19 protein-coding genes are annotated in these 17,831 nt (G+C 67.3%); 6 read left to right on the plus strand and 13 right to left on the minus strand.

Going from position 1 to position 17,831, the window contains the following annotated elements:
- Positions 1-94: 94 nt before the first annotated feature.
- Complete coding sequence (locus GRX66_RS01850; protein ID WP_159524995.1) at positions 95-904, minus strand: ZIP family metal transporter; 810 nt, start codon at positions 902-904, stop codon at positions 95-97.
- Positions 905-1,024: 120 nt separating this feature from the next.
- Here GRX66_RS01850 and surE point away from each other — a divergent pair, with 120 nt between their 5' ends.
- On the plus strand, positions 1,025-1,798 hold the full coding sequence (surE, locus tag GRX66_RS01855; RefSeq protein WP_159524996.1) for a 5'/3'-nucleotidase SurE: 774 nt from the start codon (positions 1,025-1,027) through the stop codon (positions 1,796-1,798).
- A gap of 356 nt (positions 1,799-2,154) precedes the next feature.
- Here the strand turns inward: surE and GRX66_RS01860 are convergent, their stop codons facing one another.
- The 7 genes from GRX66_RS01860 to GRX66_RS01890 form a co-directional block, all read right to left on the minus strand.
- Positions 2,155-3,801, minus strand: a complete 1,647-nt coding sequence (locus tag GRX66_RS01860; RefSeq protein WP_159524997.1) for a tRNA uridine(34) 5-carboxymethylaminomethyl modification radical SAM/GNAT enzyme Elp3 — start codon at positions 3,799-3,801, stop codon at positions 2,155-2,157.
- Between the two features lie 41 nt (positions 3,802-3,842).
- Positions 3,843-4,403 (minus strand): PH domain-containing protein, encoded by a 561-nt coding sequence (locus GRX66_RS01865; protein WP_159524998.1) that lies wholly within the window; start codon positions 4,401-4,403, stop codon positions 3,843-3,845.
- A 60-nt stretch (positions 4,404-4,463) separates the two neighbouring features.
- Complete coding sequence (locus GRX66_RS01870) at positions 4,464-6,680, minus strand: OB-fold nucleic acid binding domain-containing protein (protein ID WP_159524999.1); 2,217 nt, start codon at positions 6,678-6,680, stop codon at positions 4,464-4,466.
- Positions 6,681-6,828: 148 nt separating this feature from the next.
- On the minus strand, positions 6,829-7,065 hold the full coding sequence (locus GRX66_RS01875) for a hypothetical protein (RefSeq protein WP_159525024.1): 237 nt from the start codon (positions 7,063-7,065) through the stop codon (positions 6,829-6,831).
- Between the two features lie 77 nt (positions 7,066-7,142).
- Entirely contained in the window at positions 7,143-7,790 is a 648-nt protein-coding gene (locus tag GRX66_RS01880; RefSeq protein ID WP_159525000.1) for a YIP1 family protein, read from the minus strand.
- A 7-nt stretch (positions 7,791-7,797) separates the two neighbouring features.
- Positions 7,798-8,385 carry a thymidine kinase gene (locus tag GRX66_RS01885; protein ID WP_159525001.1) on the minus strand — a complete coding sequence of 196 codons (588 nt, stop codon included), beginning with the start codon at positions 8,383-8,385 and terminating at the stop codon, positions 7,798-7,800.
- 99 nt (positions 8,386-8,484) lie between these two features.
- Positions 8,485-9,060: an NADPH-dependent FMN reductase gene (locus GRX66_RS01890; RefSeq protein ID WP_159525002.1), complete on the minus strand. Its 576-nt coding sequence runs from the start codon at positions 9,058-9,060 to the stop codon at positions 8,485-8,487.
- Positions 9,061-9,134: 74 nt separating this feature from the next.
- On the opposite strand from GRX66_RS01890, the gene GRX66_RS01895 reads away from it, so the two are divergent.
- Positions 9,135-9,563: a universal stress protein gene (locus tag GRX66_RS01895; RefSeq protein WP_325063911.1), complete on the plus strand. Its 429-nt coding sequence runs from the start codon at positions 9,135-9,137 to the stop codon at positions 9,561-9,563.
- A gap of 110 nt (positions 9,564-9,673) precedes the next feature.
- Positions 9,674-9,943 (plus strand): hypothetical protein, encoded by a 270-nt coding sequence (locus tag GRX66_RS01900; protein ID WP_159525003.1) that lies wholly within the window; start codon positions 9,674-9,676, stop codon positions 9,941-9,943.
- Between the two features lie 12 nt (positions 9,944-9,955).
- Here the strand turns inward: GRX66_RS01900 and GRX66_RS01905 are convergent, their stop codons facing one another.
- The 3 genes from GRX66_RS01905 to GRX66_RS01915 form a co-directional block, all read right to left on the minus strand.
- Positions 9,956-10,408 (minus strand): universal stress protein, encoded by a 453-nt coding sequence (locus GRX66_RS01905; protein ID WP_159525004.1) that lies wholly within the window; start codon positions 10,406-10,408, stop codon positions 9,956-9,958.
- A gap of 154 nt (positions 10,409-10,562) precedes the next feature.
- Positions 10,563-11,423: a universal stress protein gene (locus tag GRX66_RS01910; RefSeq protein WP_159525005.1), complete on the minus strand. Its 861-nt coding sequence runs from the start codon at positions 11,421-11,423 to the stop codon at positions 10,563-10,565.
- Positions 11,424-11,508: 85 nt separating this feature from the next.
- Positions 11,509-13,284 (minus strand): L-lactate permease, encoded by a 1,776-nt coding sequence (locus GRX66_RS01915; RefSeq protein ID WP_159525006.1) that lies wholly within the window; start codon positions 13,282-13,284, stop codon positions 11,509-11,511.
- A 475-nt stretch (positions 13,285-13,759) separates the two neighbouring features.
- Here GRX66_RS01915 and GRX66_RS01920 point away from each other — a divergent pair, with 475 nt between their 5' ends.
- Positions 13,760-15,235, plus strand: coding sequence for a PQQ-dependent sugar dehydrogenase (locus GRX66_RS01920; RefSeq protein ID WP_159525007.1), 1,476 nt, complete (start codon positions 13,760-13,762; stop codon positions 15,233-15,235).
- An 81-nt stretch (positions 15,236-15,316) separates the two neighbouring features.
- Here GRX66_RS01920 and GRX66_RS01925 read toward each other — a convergent pair whose 3' ends face one another.
- Positions 15,317-16,240: an A/G-specific adenine glycosylase gene (locus GRX66_RS01925; RefSeq protein WP_159525008.1), complete on the minus strand. Its 924-nt coding sequence runs from the start codon at positions 16,238-16,240 to the stop codon at positions 15,317-15,319.
- 119 nt (positions 16,241-16,359) lie between these two features.
- On the opposite strand from GRX66_RS01925, the gene GRX66_RS01930 reads away from it, so the two are divergent.
- Together GRX66_RS01930 and GRX66_RS01935 are read left to right on the plus strand one after the other, a co-directional pair.
- Positions 16,360-17,130, plus strand: a complete 771-nt coding sequence (locus tag GRX66_RS01930; RefSeq protein WP_159525009.1) for a DUF6612 family protein — start codon at positions 16,360-16,362, stop codon at positions 17,128-17,130.
- A 63-nt stretch (positions 17,131-17,193) separates the two neighbouring features.
- Positions 17,194-17,508 carry a hypothetical protein gene (locus GRX66_RS01935; RefSeq protein WP_159525010.1) on the plus strand — a complete coding sequence of 105 codons (315 nt, stop codon included), beginning with the start codon at positions 17,194-17,196 and terminating at the stop codon, positions 17,506-17,508.
- A 27-nt stretch (positions 17,509-17,535) separates the two neighbouring features.
- On the opposite strand, the gene GRX66_RS01940 is transcribed toward GRX66_RS01935, so the two are convergent.
- A complete protein-coding gene (locus GRX66_RS01940; RefSeq protein ID WP_159525011.1) occupies positions 17,536-17,697 on the minus strand; it encodes a hypothetical protein in 162 nt (53 codons plus the stop codon).
- Positions 17,698-17,831 lie beyond the last annotated feature (134 nt).

A 17,831-nucleotide genomic window follows, 5' to 3' on the forward strand; every position in this document is an offset into this window, starting at 1 on the left:
GCTCGCAGTCGTCGTCGAACTCCACGTCGCGGAACGGCCTCTGCCAGGTTACTCCGAGCCGACGCCAGACCGGGGCCTCTCCGGTGAATGTGACTTACCCTGCGAGCGTGACGTCGAGGTACAGCATGACGATGACGCCCGCCATCAGTCCGAGCGTCGCGATTCGCTCGTTGTCGTTCGAGTGCGTCTCCGGAACGATCTCGTCGCTGATGACGAACAGCATTCCGCCCGCCGCGAACCCCATCGCGTACGGCAGGATGGCCCCGGAAACCGAGACCGCCCACGCACCCAGTAACACCAGGGGAATCTCCACGAGTCCCGCCCGGATACCGGTCAACGCGGCGTAGGATTGCCTATCGAATCCTGCGTTCACGGCTGCGACGGAGACGGCCAACCCTTCGGGGATGTTCTGGAGACCGATGGCGAGCATCAGTGAGAGCCCCTCCGTGACGTTCCCGCTCCCGAATCCGACGCCGACCGCCAGGCCCTCGGGCATGTTGTGGATGGTGATGGCCACGATGAACAACAGGATGGGTGCGAGGTCCGCCTGCGGGATGGTCTGGTCGCTACGCTGTCGACCGGTGATGAGGACGTGCACGTGGGGCACCCAGCGGTCCGCGCGGTCCAGCAACACCACCCCCAGAACGATGCCCACGATTACTTCCAGCAGGCCGTTCGCGCCACCGAACTCGATTCCGGGGAGGATGAGGCTCGTGAAACTCGCGGCGAGCATCACGCCGGCCGCGAACCCGAGCGCGCCGTCCAGTGACCACTGAGACGGGTCCCGCCACACCAACACGAGCGAGGCGCCCAGGAGATTCAACCCCGCGATGACCAGTCCCCCCACGAACGCCTGCATGACCGGGTTCGCGCCTGCGACGTCGAGGAACCACTGCTCCAGCATACGACTGCTGTCACCCGCTGGTGGTTTAAACCCGCAGGCCACGGTCGCGACCGACGGAACCACGCGGAGTCGCGGTGTGCGACCGCAACCAATACACTCACTCAGTCGCTACCGCTGACAATGAGCGACTCGCTGTCCGTCCTCCTCACGAACGACGACGGCATCGACGCCCCCGGCATTCGAGCCCTCTACGACCGCCTCACCGACCGCCACGACGTCACCATCGTCGCCCCTGCACGCGAACAGTCCGGGACCGGCCAGACACGCACGTTCGAACGCATCGAGTACGACGAACGCGAAGAGGGGTACGCCGTCCACGGCACGCCCGCCGACTGCGTCGCGTTCGGCGTCGCCGCCCTCGACGTCACCCCCGACATCGTCGTCTCCGGCTGCAACGACGGCCCGAACCTCGGTGCGCACATCCTCGCGCGCTCCGGCACCGTCGGCGCCGCCATGGAAGCCTCCTTCCTCGGCCTCCCGGCCATCGCCGTCTCCATGTACGACTGGGAGTTCGACCCCGCCGGCGACTGGGAACCCCACTACGACCAGTTCCACACCTGCGCAGACACCGTCGCCGACGTCCTCCCCGGCTTCCACGACGGCACCGTCCTCCCCACGGCCGACTACCTCTCCATCAACGCCCCCGCCACCGAATACGCCAACGACCCCGTGAAACGCGTCACCCGCCCCACCGAAGAGTACGAACTCCGCGCCACCGTCTCCGAATCCAGCGTCAACATCGAGGACCGCTTCTGGCACGAATTCCTCGACCGCGACGTCCCCGACCCCGCTGGCACCGACCGCCACGCCTGCGTCGACAACGAAATCAGCATCAGCCCGCTCACCGTCCCCCACTCCGTCGCTGGCGGCGCCACCCCGGGCGGCCTACTGTAATCCCACTTTTTGCTCTGCGTGGGGCGCGCGTAGCGCGCCCCACTCGGAAACACTTGGGGGAAAAGCACCGTCGGACCCCCTGCCGGGGATCCACGGCGCCCGCGCTCCCTTCGGTCGCGCGGTGAACCGCTTCGCTCGGGTCCTTCGGACCGCTCGCACGCGGATTCTCGCACTGTGGGCTGTGCAGCCTGCAGTTACGAACGTTCAAATACTAGACCGTGAGCAACCCGGTTTGTGACCTGAATACTGCCGCGGGACGCTCCGAGCCGAACTCCTGTTCGGTACGGTGAGCGCGGCACACGTCCCGCGAGAAGCAGTCGCCGCCTGCAAGCCCAAAACCCGGTTCTGCAACCCGCTTAGAGGTGCTTGCTGACGTACGGGCCGTCCTGGAAGTAGCCGAGCTTCTGCTTGTAGTACTGGCGCGCGCCGATGCCGGAAATCACGGAGAGCTTGTCGAACCCCTCGTCGGCGGCCATCTCCTCAGCCTGCGCCATCAGCCGGCGGCCGTAGCCCTGGTGCTGGTGTTTCCCGGCCTCGGCTGAATCGCCGACTCCCAGTTCGCTCCCGTAGACGTGGAGCTCGCGGAGCAGGGCCGCGTTCTCCAGTTCGTCCCGCACGGGGTCGTTCGGGAAGCGCAGTCGCGCGAACCCCACGAGGAGGTCCTTGTCGAAGTCCTCGAAGCTGACGAAGTGCTCCGTGCCGCCCGCCGCGTCGTACGTCATGACGTCGAGTTCGACGTTCTCGGGGTCCTCGTCGTTCATCCCGGCTTCCCGGCAGCGGATGCACTCGCAGGTGTAGTCGTGCTCGTCCATGTGCTGCCAGGCAAGCTGTCGGAGGTTCGACTTCCAGACGCCGGCGTCAATGTGGTCCGCGGGGATGTCACGCTGGACGCGCTGGAGGCGCGTGTACCGCGGAATCATGTCCTTGATCTCCGCGACGAGCTCAGCGGCCTCCTCGTTGTGCAGCGGCTCGAACTCGTCGTTGCGCCACATGTCGTACGTGACAGTGTCCCGGACTACGAGCGTCGGGTAGATCTTGAGGTAGTCCGGCCGCCACTTCTCGTCCTCGAAGAGCCGGCGGAAGTCCTCGAGACACATCTCCTCGCTCATCCCGGGCTGGCCCGGCATCATGTGGAAGCCGACCTTGAACGCCGCGTCCCGCAGCCGGCGGTTCGCGTCGATCGACGCCTGCACGCCGTGCCCGCGGTGCATCTCGCGGTTGATTCGCTCGTAGGTCGTCTGCACGCCCACCTCGACTTTCGTCCCGCCGAGATCGAGCATGCGGTCGACCTGCTCGGGGTCACACCAGTCCGGCTTCGTCTCGAACGTCGTCCCGATGTTCCGGATGTCGCCGAACTCGTTGTCCGCGACGACGTCCTCGAGGTACCGGAAGTCGTACTCGTCGGGGTCTTGGGCGAACGACTTGTCCTCGGCTGGCGCGGGCTCCTGCTCGGGGTCGAAGTCGTTGAGCGCCTCGAGCGCGCGCTTCACGAACCACTCCTGGTAGTCGTGGCTGCGCGCGGTCATCGTGCCCCCCATGAGAATCAGTTCGACCTTGTCCACGGGGTGCCCGATTTCCCGGAGCTGGTGGAGTCGTAGCGTCACCTGTCCGTACGGGTCGTAGTCGTTCTGTACACCGCGGGCGGCCGCTGGCTCGTGCCCAGTGTAGGACTGGCTGGAGGAGAACTCCGACGCCGGTCCGCCCGGACAGTACAGGCACTTGCCGTGCGGGCACATGTGCGGGCTCGTCATGATCGCGACGGGCGTCACACCCGACGCTGTCCGGACCGGCTTGCGCTGGAGGACGTCCTCGAGGTCCTCGCGGCGGCCGTCGGGGGCGTAGTCCAGTAGCTCGGAGTGCTTCGGGACTTTCGCCGCGGAGTACTCCGAGCACACTTCGAGCTTCGCGGCTTCGACGTCGTCGCGGCCGACCTGGCCGTCGAGGATGCGCTGGACGAGCTCCTCGCAGGCGGCCTCGAAGGCGCTGTCGGCGTCCGCACTCATTACGAGACGAAAGCGCCCGAGCGCGAAAAAGCGTGTCGTTGCTACTCGAGCAGTTCGCGGATGCGCCGCACCTCCGACAGCAGTTCGTACTCGTCGGACCGCGTCGCCGTCTGCGTCGAGCGGCCAGCGGTCGCGTCCCCGTGGACCGCCCGGGCGTTCTCCATCAGTTGCTCTTTAAGGGCCTCGTAATCCGGGAGCCCGGACACCGCGAGTTCGGCGCCGGCCTGCCCGGACTGGCCAGCCGTCTGTACCTCGAGGGAGCCGGCGTCGAGCATGCGCTGGATCGGGCCCTGGCTGGTCGTGACGTTCGTGATGCGGCTGTAGGGCACTTCGCTGTGTTGCTTGTACCAGACGCCGCGTCGGTACTCGATGGCGTCCGCAGTGAACCGCAGCGCTGCGGACCGCTCGAACGCGCGGTTGTACCAGACCAGGAACGCAGTGAGAGCGAGGACCGCCGCCGCCACGACGCCGCCGACTACCAGGTCGGCCACGACCGCGCCCGCTACCAGAGGGACGGCGACCAAGACGAATAGCACGGCGACGAAGCGGTTCCTGACCGCTGCGAGTTCCTCAGGCGTGAACCACTGGTTCTCTGGGCGCATACGTCAGCATTGTCGACGGGTGGCTTGAACGTACGGGGACGTCTCTGGCCGCGAGAACGGTCAGGCGAACTGGTCGGCGATGGCGTCGACGACGGCGTCGACGACGGCGTCCTGTTCGCCGGATAGGAACTCGATGCGGCCGTCGCGGGCGCCCCGCGGCTGGACGCCGGCGTCGGGGAGTTCGTCGGCGAGACGTTCGCCGACGGCGTGGACGTCGACTGTGTCGCCGCTGCGGACGCGGAGTTCGTCCCCGCTCACGCCGACGAGGACGTCGGCGCGGTCGCGGCGGCGGTAGAGTTCGTCCAGCAGCAGGTCAACCGGTGGGAAGTCGTACTGGTGGGTGTAGTCGTCGACGTCGAGAATCTCGAACGCGACGCCGTCCTCGCCGCGCACGGAGAGGTGCGGTTCGGCGGTCGAGACTTCGGTCTCGAGGCGCTCGCGGAACTGGTCGGAGACGTGCGTGATGAGGGAGTCGTCGGCATCCCCCCACAGGAGGTCCGAAATGAGTTCACGCTTGTCCTCGTAGGACTGGTAGAACGCTTCCAGCGCGATAGCGTCCCGCAGGTTCTCGAGGGTGTCCGCGCTGTAATTCGTCTGGTCCGCGAGGACAGCGTACGCCTCCGGAACGTCGGCCCAGTACGCGACCGCCGGGAGGTGCGCGAGATCTTCTCGGACGTCAGTGTTGACGAGTGCGGCGAGCTGCGTACCGAGTGCGCCCGTGTTGACGGGGTCTTCGCCCGCTTTCGTCGGGCTAACGAGGACGTCGGCGCCCGCGGCGTCGTCGGTGTAGCCGCCGTCGACGGCGACAGCGTCGGCGTCGTAGATGTCCAGCAGTTCGAACGCGTCCGTGGACTCGCTCGTGGAGCCGGCGCCGACGAGCACGAACAGCGGGTGTTTCTCGTCGTGGCGTTCGGCGGCCTCGAGCATGTTCGTGACGTCGCCGGTGGCGTCGTCGATGGTGTAGAACGCGTCGTCGAGGGGGCGGCGGTCGACGTAGTGGTATTCGGCGTCCTCGCGGGCGTGCTCGTCCCGGATGAGGGGGAGGAGTGCGCGTTCGATCGCGGTCCCGGCGACGTAGCCTTCGACGGTCGCGGTGTGCCGGAGGATTACCGGTCGTGCTTCGACGACGGCGCGGCGGATGGCCGTCGCGGCGTCGACGAGGTCGTCCGTGATGGCTTCGACGGCCGAGTCTTCGGCGAGCAGGTCGGTGGTCTCGGGGGTGGCGCGCTGGTGGAGCGCGTCCTCCATGCGGGCTTCGACGGTCTGGGCGTCCGTGCCCTCGAGCGCTTCGAGGTCCTCGGTCTCGACCTGGAGTTCGCCGCGGCGGCGTTCGACGTCTCCGACGACGCGAACCACGTCGCCGGCTTCGACGTCCGGGTAGGCGCGGACGCCGGCTTCGACGAACGCGGCGCAGTCGATGGCGCCGGTTTCGTCGGCGAGTTCGAAGACGGTCGGCCCGCTGGTCTGGCGTGCGCTCACGAGTTCGCCCTCGACGGTGACGCGGTCGTCGACGTAGTCTTCGAGGTCGGCGACGGGCACGCGCTTCGGCCGGGATTCGTCGTCCGCGTCCGTTTCGACGTCCTCGTCTTCACCCGCGGCCTCCGCAGTTTCGTCGGCTTCGGGTTCGTCGGACGCGTCGGTCGCTGTGGGCTGGCGGACTGCGCGCTCAGTGACTTCGGTCTGCTCCGAGCCCTGGGACGGGGTTTCGTCGGCGTGTTCGGGAGCAGCAGTCTCCTCGTCCGTCGATTCGTCATCGCCCTCGAACTCGAATTCGGAGTCGGAGTCGTCGTCCGCGACCGGCGTCCCGCCGTCCGCGGTTCCCTGTTCGGTCTCCGACGCCGCGTCGTCGTCCTCGGCGTCCGACTCGGACTCGGAGTCGGACGCTGACTCTTCGGGGAGTTCGGCGTCGGAGTCCGCGCTGGGGTCGTCGACGAGGTGGCCGCGGAAGTCGCGGTCGGCCTGTCGAATCGACCAGCCCAGGTCGACGTTGTCGTTGTCGTGAACGTCGGTGACCTGGACGTAGACCTGGTCGCCGGCGTCCCAGTCAAGCGATTCGAGGCGACCGGGGACTTCGCTGCGGTGGAGCAGCCCGGTGACTGAGTCGCCGATGTCGACGAACACGCCGAAGTCGGCGAAGCCGTCGACGGTGCCGCGGTAGTAGCGGCCCGGCGTCAGCTCTGCTGGTGAATTGCCACGGAACTCGAACGCGACGTCCTCCTCGTGCGTGCTGCAGACGCGACCGTCAGTGGAGGAGCCGCAGATGATACACGTACCCATTTGCTTCGAGAAAGCGGGTGCTCCCGTAAACGATTATCGAAAGTCCCCCGGGGTCGGACCGGCCGGGAACGGCGCGCTGTGGCTACAGACTCGCCTGTGTCGAGGCCGGCGGTTGGGCGCCGCGACCTGGCCTTCGAACCCGGCGGCGTCACTCGAAGACGCGGCTGTCGTCCTCGAGTGCGGCGACGTCGTCCATCACGTCGCGGACGTCCTCCGGGAACAGCGACACCTGGACTTCGTTGCCGTCGTCGTCCTCGAAGACGAACTTCACGCGCTTGTCCCCGAACTCGCGTGCCTGCGCGGATTCGACGTCGAACAGTTTCGCTTCCGCCGTCTTGTTCGCGGGGCCGACGTTCTTGATGGAGCCCTCCTTCAGTTCGATCATGAAGTCGGAGAAGTTGATGTTGAGCACGTTCGGGCGTTCGCGGGCCACGAGTTAAACACCGCGCACCGCTGACGCGTTCAGAATCCGAGCGCGGGGAGCGCCTGGACGGTCCGGTCGACCCACGGCATGTAGTCGGCGGTCCACGGGAACAGGTCGGCTGTGGCGACGAACCACCCGAATCCGGACCCGTACGCGAGGACGCCGGGCGGGGTTGCGGCGGCGAGTGCGCGCGGAACGGAGAGTCCGTGCACGACCCGGGTGCCGAGAACGAGCAGGGTGAACGCCCAGAGCCCGCAGATGAAGGTGACAGCGGGCACGGAAACGCCGACGAACGCGCAGGGCGCACTTGCGTACGCCAGCACTTGCACCGTCTCGCTGACCCCGCCGCGTTCGGGTGCGACGGCCACGAGCAACAGCGTCTCGACCGCGGACAGTGCGTGGAGGGCGGCAGGAGTCACGAGCAGGACAGCGATCGCGACGGTGAGCGCGGCGGCGACGGCGCGCGGCGCGGGGAACTCGAGGGCGCGGTCTGGGTAGAGGGCGAGCCGGGTGACTTCCTCGACGAGGACGACGACCATCGCGAACGCGAGGCCGGGCGCCTGGTCGCCCGGAGAGACGGCTTCCGCGAAGAACGTCCGCGGGTTCACGAGCACCTGCGTGAACGACTTCGCGAGGCCGACGGGCCCGCGCTGGCGGCCGCCGTCCGGTTCGATCCAGGTCGTCATCGCGGAATCAGTCCCGTTCGACGACGTGGCAGTTCCGGCACCGCGCCTCGTAGGACTCCTCGGCGCCGACCATGATTGTGGGGTCGTCGTAGTGAGCGGGTTCGCCCTCGATGAGGCGCTGGTTCCGGGTCGCCGGTTCGCCGCACTGCGCGCAGATGGCCTGGAACTTCTCGACGTACTCCGCGACGGCCATCAGTTGCGGAATCGGTTCGAAAGGCTCGCCGCGGTACGTCTGGTCGGTGCCGGAGACGACGACGCGCCGGTCGTCGTCGGCGAGTTCCTGGCAGACTTCGACGAGTTCGCCGGGGAAGAAGTTCGCTTCGTCGACGGCGACGACGTCCTCGCCGTTCAGGTAGCTGGGAATCTTCGCGACGCCTTCTGCCGTGGTGTCGATGACGGTCGCCTCCCACGTGCGGCCGGCGTGTGAGCCGAGCGTGGCCTCGCCGTACCGGTCGTCGATGGCGGGCGTGAACGCCGCGACGGACTGGCCCGCGATTTCCGCGCGGCGGAGTCGCCGGAGCAACTCCTCCGTCTTCCCGGAGAACATCGACCCCGTGATGATCTCGACCCACCCGGAGTTCGTGATGGCGTGCATGCCCGAACACCGGAACGCGGGGCGGCAAAACCCTTGCTCATCTCCCGCCGAATGGGGGTCGTTCCCGCGCCCGGACGCGACGGGAACCCCCGGACCGAGTCAGTCCGCGCCGGTGTTCTGCTCGCTCTCGAACGACCCGGGGTCCGGTTCGATGTTCGCGTACTGGACGACTCGGTGGCCGAGGGTCGCGACGCGGTCCTCGAGGTCGGAGTCGATGAACTCGCCGTTCTCGACGCGGGAGGACGCGTTCGGGACCGCGGCCTGGTACGGGAGCACCCAGGCGTCGAGCGCGCGGAGGACGGACCGGAGGTGTTCGAGCGCGGTGATGGGGAAACTCCCGCCGGAGACGGCGACGAGGCCGACGGTCTTGTCCTCGAACTCGTCGAACCCGCAGTAGTCCAGCGCTGTCTTCAGCGGCGACGAGTAGCTGCCGTGGTACATCGGCGTCGCGAGGAGGACGGCGTCGGCCCGGCGCACGCGTCGCGCGAGTTCGACGGCGTCCTCCGGGTCGTCGCCGTCCGGGTCGTAGATTGGGAGGTCGAGGTGTCGGGGGTCCAGGAGGTCGGTCTCGGCGCCGCGCTCGCTGGCGGCCGCGAGCGCGCGCTGGAGGGCGATTCGTGAGACGCTGTCGTCTCTGAGGCTGCCACAGATGCCGACGACGTGAGGGTCGGTCATGGACGTGGGTTTCGGCCGGAGACCAAAAATCCTCGTCACTCCCGTTTAAGACACCCGAGTCCCAAACCCCGGTCGTGTACGCCAACGTCCTGTTACCGACCGACGGCAGTGACGCCGCCGCAGCCGCTGTCCCGCACGCCATCGAACTCGCAGACCGGTACGGCGCGAGACTCCACGTGCTCTACGTCGCGGACACGACGGAGTACAGCACCGTCACCTTCGAGGACGACGTCGTCGACCCCCTCACGAAGCAGGGCGAGGCGGTCGTCGACGACGCCGTGGAGAAGGCTGAAGAGCGGACCGTCGAGGCAGTCGGCGTCGTCCAGCAGGGCGGCGCCTACGAGACCATCCTCGAGTACGTCGACGACCAGGACGTCGACGTCATCGTGATGGGGACACACGGCCGCCGCGGCCTGGACCGCGCGCTCCTCGGGAGCGTCACCGAGCGCGTCGTCCGGACGGCGGACGTACCCGTGTTGACCGTACGAGAGAACGAGGAGTAGTCGGGTTCGATTCCGCTGGAGAACCAGACGCTCGCCCGCAGATTCCTGCCGACAGACCACCGCGGCAAGCGCTTATCCGCCCCGGGACCGTCTCTCCTTGTAGGGAGAACATGTCCCACCAGAGCGGTCGGTCGGTCACGTACTACGACCGCGTGCTCGCCGCAATCGCCGTCAGCCTGCTCGCTGGCGGTCTCGCAGGCCTCTTCACGCCAGTGGCCGTCGTGACCGGGCTGGCGGCGGGGAGCGTCGCCGCGACCGTGTTCGTCTACGCGGGGTTGTTCCGGAATCCGCCCGTGCCGCGGACCGACCGGCGCGTGACGGCGGCCGTCGTCGTTTGGCACACTGTTCTCCTGTCCTTGCTCGCGCTGGCGTTCCTGTGACGCCGCCGGTGGTCACTCCACCGGGAGTTCCGTTTTGACGATGGTCACGGGCCGCTCGGTCAGCCTGGCGACGCGCTCGGTGACGCTCCCCAGGAGTTGTCGGTAGTCGCCCGGCCGCGACTTCGTCCCGACGACGACCAGGTCCGCGTCCACCTCGTCGGCGTACTCCACGATGGCGGTGGCTGGAGAGCCGTGTCGGAGGGCGGTCGTCACGTCGATGTCCGCACTCGCGGCGGCGTCCTCGATGGCCGCGAGCGCGTCCTCGCCGACCTGTTCGAGCGCTGCCTCCGCGCCCTCGTGTTCGTGGACGTACTCGTCTCCGGGGTAGGAGCCGACGACGTCCTCGTCGACGACGTACAGCGCGTGCAGCGTCGCGTCGCAGGCGGACGCGAGGTTGACAGCGTGGCGCGTCGCTTCCTCGGCTCCCGCTTCGCCGTCCGTGGGTAACAGTATTCGATCGTACATGTATGGGGGTTTGTCGCGGACCGTCAAACTATCCACCCGAATTCCCACCGGCTGAGAACGACGATGAGCCGGGCGCCGTGCGTCACCCGGAAGCCCGAATGGAGCGGCAACGCTCCGCCGCTCTGAAAAACCGCGTCGCGCGGTCTCGAACCACTCAGTCGGATTCCTCGCGCGCGTTGACCGCGACGACCGGTGCGGGCGAGTGGCGGACCAGACGCTCGGTCGTACTCCCGAGGAGGTACCTGTCGATTCCCGTCCGTCCCTGAGTCCCCATCGTCACCAGGTCGATGCCTTCCTCGTCGACGTACGACAGCAGCGACGACGCCGCCGCCCCTTCCCGGACCACGCTGACCGCGTCGAGGCCCGCGTCTCGAGCGCTGTCTGCGAACTCCTCGGTCGCAGCCTCGCCGATGGATTCGAACTCCGTCAACATCTCCGACGGCAGTGTGAACCGGGGCGACGCGCGAGCGCCGCCCGCGTCGACGACGTTGACGGCGTGCAGCGTCGCGTCCACGGCGCCGCCGATCTCTATCGCGTGCTCCAGGGCGGTCGCTGACGCCTCGCTGCCGTCCGTCGGCACCAGGATGTCGTCGTAGCCGGCCTCCGGGAACCCGCGCTCGGTCGCGCGGGCCGTGAGCACCGGCGCGTCCGACCGACGCAACACACTCTCTGTCACGCTCCCCGCGACGTACCGATTCACGCCAGTGCGGCCGTGAGTCCCCATCGCCAGCAGGTCCGCGCCGAATTCGTCGCCATACTCGACGATGGCGTCCGCCGGGTCGCCCTCGAGGACCGTCGTCCGCACGCGCGACGGGTCACCGGCCGCCGCCTCCACCTCGGCGAGAAGGCGTTCTGCCCGCTCCGCTGGGTCCTCGCCCTCGTCAGCGTGCTCCTGCTCTGTGACGTACACGGCGTGGACGGACGACCCGAAGACGTCTGCAAAGTACAGCGCGTGTTCGGTCGCGCGGTGCGCGTGTTCGCTACCGTCCGTCGGAACGAGAATGGTGTCGTACATGCGTGCTCCCTACGGACCGGTACGCCCCCCAGGCGCTTATAACACGTGAGCCATCGGGACGTCCAGAACCGACGAGAGCCCGGACTCAGAACGCCCCCGGGACTACCACGTACGCCAGGATCAGCGTGAGCAGCCCCGTGGCGACACTGTAGTACAGCAGCGGGATGAGCTCGAGTCTGATGACCCGGCCTTCCTCACCGAGGAGTCCGACGACGGTCAGCGCGGCGACGACGTTGTGGATGGCGACGAGGTTGCCGATTGCACCACCGACGGCCTGGCCGGCGACGATGACCTGTGTCGGGACACTGACCTGCTGAGCGGCCTCGTACTGGAAGAGGCCGAAGAGGATGTCGCTGACCGTGTTCGACCCGGCGATGAACGCACCGAACGCGCCGATGAGCCCCGAGAAGAAGGGAAACAGACCACCGGTAGCATCGGCGGTCAGTTCGGAGAGCAGCCCGAGCATCCCGCTGGACGCGCTGGCGGCCTCGAGGACGACGGGGTCACCGGACCGCTGCATGATCATGACGGCCGCGACTGCGAACCAGAGGGCCACCGTTGCCGGTGCGATGTTGCGAAGCGCCTCCGACCACGAGGCGCTGATCTCCCGGCGGTCCATGTCGTGGAGCAGGTAGGTCGCGACCGCGACGAGTACGAACAGCGACCCGGGGAGGTACAACAGTTCGATGCCCTCAGAGAACGGCGTTCCGAGGATGTTGTTCCACGCGAGCACGCCGGTCGTGGAGAGGAACGTCTGGAGCGGGTCGACGACCCGGGTGACGACCAGGAGCAGCGCCACGAGGAGATACGGTGCCCAGGCGACCCCGAGGGACATGTCCTGGTCGTGCAAATCGGAGTAGTCGCTCGTGGTGGGACCACCGTCTGCGGCGACGGTCGACGTTCCACTCGACCCGCCGACGCCCTGTCCCGGTTCGATGCTGCCGACCCAGTGGCTCGGCCAGTCCCCGCGGGGAGCGAACTCCCACGGGTCCTCCGGCAGGAAATAGCCCGCTCGGAGCGTCGACGTGACGACGAGGAGGCCGACCATCGACCCGAGCAGGGCGGGGAACGTCGGCCCGAGGAGATACGCCGTCGCCACGTAGGGAATCGCGAACGACGCCCACGCGAACACCGTCAGCGGGAGGACCTCGAGCGCGGGTCGGATGGAGCGTTCCGCGCCGAAGAATCGGGTCATCATCGCCACGCCGATGAACGGGATCGCGACACCGACGACGGCGTGGATGACTGCCGCCCAGAACCCGACCTGTGCGACGTACGCGCCGACAGTTTCGAATCCACCCTGGGTGACGATCTCCTGTGCGGCTTCGGTTCCCTCCGCGAACACGACGTCGCGAAGCCCGATGACGAGCGGCGTGCCGACTGCGCCGAACGTGATCGCGAGGATGTTCCCGGTCAGCGCCACCACGACCGCGGCCAGCGGCGGGAACCCGAGCCCGACCAGGAGGGGGCCGATGATCGCCGCGGGCGTCCCGAAACCCGCAGCACCCTCGATGAACGACCCCATGAGGAACACGAGCAGGACGACCTGGACGCGCCGGTCCCGGCTGATAGACGCGAACCCTGCGTTGATGACTTCGAACGCCCCGGACTCCTTCAGCGTGTACAACAAGAGTATCGCGCCGAACACGATGACCAGGATCCGGGTGGCGGTGAGCGCGCCGCGAATGGACGCTGCCGCGATGATCGTCGGCGTCATCTCCCAGCCGACGTAGCCCGCTGCTGCCGCGAGCACCCACGCGAACGGCATGGTCCTCGTCGCTGGCTGGTAGAGGCCGACCATCAGGACCGCGATGGCGACCAACGGGAGTAACGCGAGCAAGAGGAGGTCTATCTCTGCCATGATCACCGCGTCCTCCGTTGCTGTGAGTTCCCCGGTACACCGACGGTCCCGAACTGCCTGTTTCGGTCCACCATTGTTCGCTGTTGACGTACGTCGCTGTACTTTCACCGCCGCTTATACCTACCTCCGACTGTCAGTAGCTGGGAGCACTGCCCTCGAGGTCCGCCGTCCGATACCGCTCAGTTGCACGATGGCGTGGCCCAGACGTGCGACTCGCCGGCCGGCGTGCGCTCATTCTCGACCACCCCGAAACCGACGGCAGCGTCTGGAACGGCGACTGCTGGGTACGTGCGGAACGTACTGTAGCCTGCCAGAAACCTGGATTCGCTTCTCCGGGTTCGCGTGGTCGTCGAATCTGACGTCGACAACCGGACGCGACGATTCGAAGAATTGACAGTCACCCGATTCGCCATCTAATTGTGACATGCCAATCGCTTACAGAATATATACGATTGCTATGGCATACGTCGCGGCCGTGGCAGTCGCCTTGTTGGTCTACGGCGCCGCCGACCTCCGCCGCCAGTCGGACGACCTCACGGGTATCTTCGAGGCCGGGACCGGGGCAATCGTGGGACTGTACCTGCTCCTGTTCCAGTTCGAGGGACTGACGAATTCGCTCGTCCGCGGGCTGACTCACGGGTCGCTCGCGGGGCGATCGTACCTCCTCCTGACAGCCGTCGCGGGCGTCGTCACGACGGATTACCTGTTGCGCCGGCTCATCCCGGTCGTACAGGCCGGCGTCAGGCGCCTCACGGCCCGGAACGGGAGCATCGAGACCACCGACTACCGGAGGACGCGACGATCTGTGCTCGGCGTGAGCCTGGGAATCGCCACGGCGGGTTTCACGGGTGGGTTTTCGCTGTTGGACGATTTCCTGCAATCCTCGAACGGCGCAGCGAGCGAGATCTCGGAGTTCCGACAGCGAGCGACGTTCGAAGCACCCTACTTCCCGACGGCCCTGGACTTCAGCGACCGGGGCGACGGGTACGTGACCTCAATTGAAGGGCGGATATTCAGATTCGAACAGCCCGCCCCGGAGCAGGAGTCCCTCAGCTTCACCGAGGTCGCCGCAGGCATTCAGTTCCCCCAGGGCGTCGAGGTCTCAGGCGACACGCTCTACACCGTCGACAACGGGGCCGCGGCGAGCGGCAAGTACGGCGAGGAGGAAGGGTACGAGGTGTTACAGGAATCAAACGGGAAAGTGCTGGCCTTCGACGTCGAACCGGACGGCTCGCTCAGCAATCGGCGCACGATACTTTCGGACCTGCCAGTCGTGAACGGCGACCACGCCCTCCACCAGATCGAGACCGGGCCGGACGGGAGACTGCACCTCTCCATCGGACACCTCGGCGGGCAGAAGTACCCCGAGATGTTCGACGGGAAGCACTACGAGCCCAGCAGTTCGGACCACCCCAACCACGAGTATCTCGGGACCGTGCTTTCCTTCGAACCCGACGGGTCGGACGTCGAAATCGTGGCCACCGGGCTCCGGAACGTCTACGACCTCACGTTCGACCAGCAGGGCCACCTGTTCGGTGCGAACAACGACGGGATGTCGATGCGGTCGAAAGTCTGGGAGTCGCTCCTCCACATCACCGACGGCGCAGACTTCGGCTATCCGGAGTACGGCACGTTCGACTCGAGTCCCCCCGAGGACGACGTCACGGATCCGCTGTGGATCCTTGACGGCGTCCAGTCGACGGGCGTCGAGACGACGGACAAACTCGACATGGCGGATGGCGTCGTCGTGGGTCTCGCCGGCAAGATAGCGTTCGTCCCCATCGGACGCGACGAGGACAGCGTGTACGTGTCGGAGTTCCTCCGCCCCGAGCCGAGCGTCATCGAACCGAACGGGAACCCGATCGTCGTCGAAGCGGGCCCGGACGGCGCGTTGTGGGTCGGCTCCGTCGGTCGGGACGACACGTTCACGCTGTACGAACCCGCGTCCTGAGACGAGCCAGACGGAATCGAGGGAGTCGGGCACGCGGCGGCTGCAGGGGTTGGGAGATCGAAGCGGGCCACCCGCAGCGGGCTACTCCCGCAGGCGTGCGACCGTCTCGCTCTCCCGTTCGACCACGTCGACGAGGCCGTCGGCAGCCAGATCGTCGACCAACTCGCGGAGCCAGTCCCGGCCGGCCTCGCCGTCGGGCACGTAGTCCACTCGCACCCGCGGCCCGAGTTCGTCGAGCGTGAGTTCGTCGTGCTCGGAGAGTGCGGCTACTACCCGTCCGCGTTTCTGCCGCCGACTCCCCTCGAAGTCGGGTTGCGTGGGCACGTCCGGCGCGGTGAAGTCGCCGGTCTGGTACGCGTGACACCACTCCCGCCACGGACAGCCGGTCTCGTCACACGAGGGGGTCTTCTGACAGGCCACGCCGCCGAGTTCCATGATCGCGTTGTTCCAGACGCGCGACTCGCCGTCCGGCATGAGTTCGTTCGCGGCCGACTCGAAGGCGGCGTCGTCGTCCGGGACGTCGAAGGCGCGGTAGAGTACGCGCTTCACGTTTGTGTCCACCACGGCATCGCCGTTGTTGAACGCGAACGACGCGACGGCGTTGGCGGTGTACGGCCCGACCCCCATCAGTTCGGAGAGTTCACCGGGGCCCTCCGGGAACTCGCCGCCGTAGTCGGATTCCACCTGTTGGGCCGCCTCGTGGAGGTACGTCGCGCGGTTGTTGTAGCCGAGGCTGTTCGCGGACCAGAATCCGACGACGTCCGCGCGGTCTGCGGCCGCGAGGGCGGCGGTGGTCGGCCACCGGTCGAGGAACTCGTGGAACGCGTCCTCGACCCGGGAGAGCTGGGTCTGCTGGCTCATCACCTCGGAGACGAGAATCTCGTAGGGGTCGTCCGTCTCCCGCCACGGGAAATCCCGGTGGTCGTCCTCGTACCACGCGACGAGCGCCTCCCGGACAGCGTCCGTGTCGCGGGGGAGTGTCTGCTCCCCTGCCCCCTCTGTCATGGGCGCGAGTTCGGGCGTCCCGCGCATAGGAATGGTGGTTTGGACTGGTCGGTCCCCCCGATTCGCACCAGCGGCGAAGACCCGAGGGCGTTAAGTTCAGGGTCGTCCAACGGACTCGTATGCGAGTACGCGCCCTCCAGGCGGCAGTAGTCGCAGCCCTCGTCGTGACCGCGGGGTGTGCAGGCCTCCCCGGGAGCGACGGGGAGACGGGCGACGAAGCGCCATCAGCGGACGAACTCGAAGCGGACGTCGTCGCTGCGATGAGCGACGTCGAGAGGTACCGGCTGACAATGCAGATGAACGTCTCCGCGAACGGACAGACGCTGTCGATGACCCAGCGCGGCGCCTTCGACAGGGAGGCCGAGCGCGCCCGACTGAACGTCTCCCTGTTCGGTCAGGACGCGACGACGTACATCGACGGCACCACGATGTACCTGCAGTCGAACGGCGAGTGGCAGACCCAGGACCTCTCAGAGTCGGGCGTCTGGGGCGACAGCGAGAGTCTCGCCCGGCAGCGCCAGATTCTGGACTCGGGGAACGTCTCCGTCGCGGGCGGCGGAACAGTCGGCAGCACTGCAACGACTGTGCTCCGCGTCGACCCGGACACCGAGGACATGAAAGCGCTCGTGCAGCAACAGCAGGGCCAGCAGGCGCTCGACGGCGTCACAATCGAGAACGCGACCTACCGGATGCACGTCGCCAACGAGACGAACCTCGTCCGGCAGGTCGAAGCGGACCTGACGATGACGGTGAACGGCCAGACCGCGGAAACGACCGTCACGATGACGTTCTCCGACTACGGCGAACCGGTCGACATTACGATTCCCGACGCCGCCACCGAGCAGCCGTCGAGGGTCGGCGGCTCCGAGCGCGTCCCCGCGATCGCCTGACGCGGTCGCCGGGGGGTTTGTGGAACGGAAAGGCGTATCCCCTCGCCACGGCATGCCTCGGGTATGAGCCTCGACGACCTCGAAACCGACGTGGAATTGGCCTCCGACGACCTCGACGACTACGAGTTCCTCGACCGGGAGAGCCGACAGGAACTGGCGATGCTGAGCGCGGCGCTGGACGCCGACACCGACGAGTTGCTCCGGCGGGCCGTCCACGTCCTGTTCCAGTCGACGACCGAGACGGGTCGCCTGGACTTCCACCTGCGGTCGACCTACGGCGTGACCTACGACGAGTACCTCTCCGGGATGACGTACGACCAGATGGCCGGCGGAACGGAGTTCCAGCAGAGCGACGACGACCGCCGCTACCAGTTCTGAGGCAGCGGAAGCGGCCGCCCGCCCGAATTACGCCTGTCCGCGGGCGGTCGCGTTGATGCCGGACTGGATGAGGTACCACGCGGCCGGCGCGAACACGAGGAACAGCAGGTGGTTCCCCCGCACGGGAGAGTAGGGCGCCTCGTCGTTGCTCTGTCCCCCGTACGCGCTCACCGTATCGATGTGTTGCACGACGCTGCCGGCAGCAGCAAGGCAAGTCCTGGGTCCGAGAACCTGAAGCGGACGCACTGTGTGTCAGCCGTCCGTGGGGTCCTGCGTTCGTCTCGCGGGTCGAATGCGACCCAGTTATGGGGACCAGGTCCCGA

The sequence above is a fragment of the Halobacterium bonnevillei genome (genome assembly GCF_009831555.1).
GTDB classification, from domain to species: domain Archaea; phylum Halobacteriota; class Halobacteria; order Halobacteriales; family Halobacteriaceae; genus Halobacterium; species Halobacterium bonnevillei.